Origin of the sequence: Clostridium arbusti SL206, from assembly GCF_000246895.1 — a bacterium.
In the GTDB taxonomy this organism is placed as follows: Bacteria; Bacillota; Clostridia; order Clostridiales; family Clostridiaceae; genus Clostridium_I; species Clostridium_I arbusti.
The window spans coordinates 1-1,341 of record NZ_BAEV01000190.1 but is presented as its reverse complement, the minus strand read 5'-3'; the positions used below and the strand labels follow the sequence as shown (position 1 = coordinate 1,341).

Here is a 1,341-nt window from a genome sequence, read left to right as displayed (position 1 = left end):
TGCAATAAATTTTTTTATTACTTCTATTTTTGCTACATTATTAATTGTAATTATATATTTAAATAATTATAATTATAGACAGAATTTGGAGAAAAAATATAAAGATGAAGAATTGGCTAACCTCAATGAATACACATCTATGCTTGAAAATAAATCTAATGATTTAAGAAAATTTAAACATGATTATGCTAATATAATTAAGGTCATAGAATATTATATTGATATAGGTGATATGGATAAACTTAAAGCTTTCTACAAACAAGAATTACTTCCTGAAAGTGAAAAGATTATAAATAAAGATATTTCAATTATAGGACTTGAAAATATAAAAATAAATCCTATAAAAGTTTTTATATCTTCTAAAATTAATATTGCAGAGAAAAGAAATATAAAAGTCCATGTTGAAGTTGAAGATGATATAACTGAGATATCAATAGGATTAATAGATTTATGTAGAATCCTTGGTATATTCTTTGACAATGCGATTGAGGCAGCGGAATTATGTAAAGATAAATTTATTGAGTTTGCAGTTATAAAAGATGATGATAATATTATTTTTATAATAAGTAATTCTTGTGATAAGGATGCTCCTCCTGTGCATAAAATATATAAAAATAATTTTTCAAGTAAAGGAGATAACAGGGGGATTGGATTAAAATCTGTTATGGATATTATTCATAAAAATTATAACAATATATTCTTAAATACTACTGTTGAAAATTGTGTTTTTAAGCAAGAAATTATAATTTATGAGCTTAACAAGAAGGAATAATTATGTATTATATAATGAACTCTAAAGTTAAAGATGATTAAAAAGTCGCTTTTAACTTTAGAATTTTTTTATATTTATCTAAATAATGTTATACAATTCCATATTTTATATTAGGCTACTGTTGACTTATATATAGTCTAAAGTACTTTTTACGATTAAAAATATACATTTCGTGACACATCCATTTACATTCATAAATACCTAATTTAAGATATTATTGTATATTAAATATAAATATCCAAAAGGAGGATTATATGAAGAGTAATAGATTTGTAATAGTAGCATTTATCACATGTATATTTGTTTTATTTATAACAAGTTGTGCTCCTTTAGCATCTATAAAAAATGATGTTAAATCTAAATCAAGTAGTAATTCTAAAGTGTTCTTTAATGCTAAAAAAGGTGATAAGTTTAAATTTACATATGATTCTTTAATTAAAGAAGGTACTTTAAAATTAGAACTAATTAATTCTAATGGAAAAGTAATACAAACTTTTGAAACTAATAAAAAAGATTTAGAACAAATATCATTAGATAAGGCAGGAGAATATGTACTTTCAGCAAATATA

The 1,341-nt window shown here is 22.1% G+C and carries 2 protein-coding genes; both read left to right on the top strand.

From position 1 onward, the window contains the following. Positions 1-772: sensor histidine kinase (locus RH99_RS17985; RefSeq protein ID WP_010241734.1), on the top strand; the 772-nt coding region annotated here is incomplete at its 5' end. A gap of 254 nt (positions 773-1,026) precedes the next feature. Continuing rightward, positions 1,027-1,341 (top strand): hypothetical protein (locus RH99_RS17980; RefSeq protein WP_010241733.1); only part of this gene is annotated, 315 nt, incomplete at its 3' end.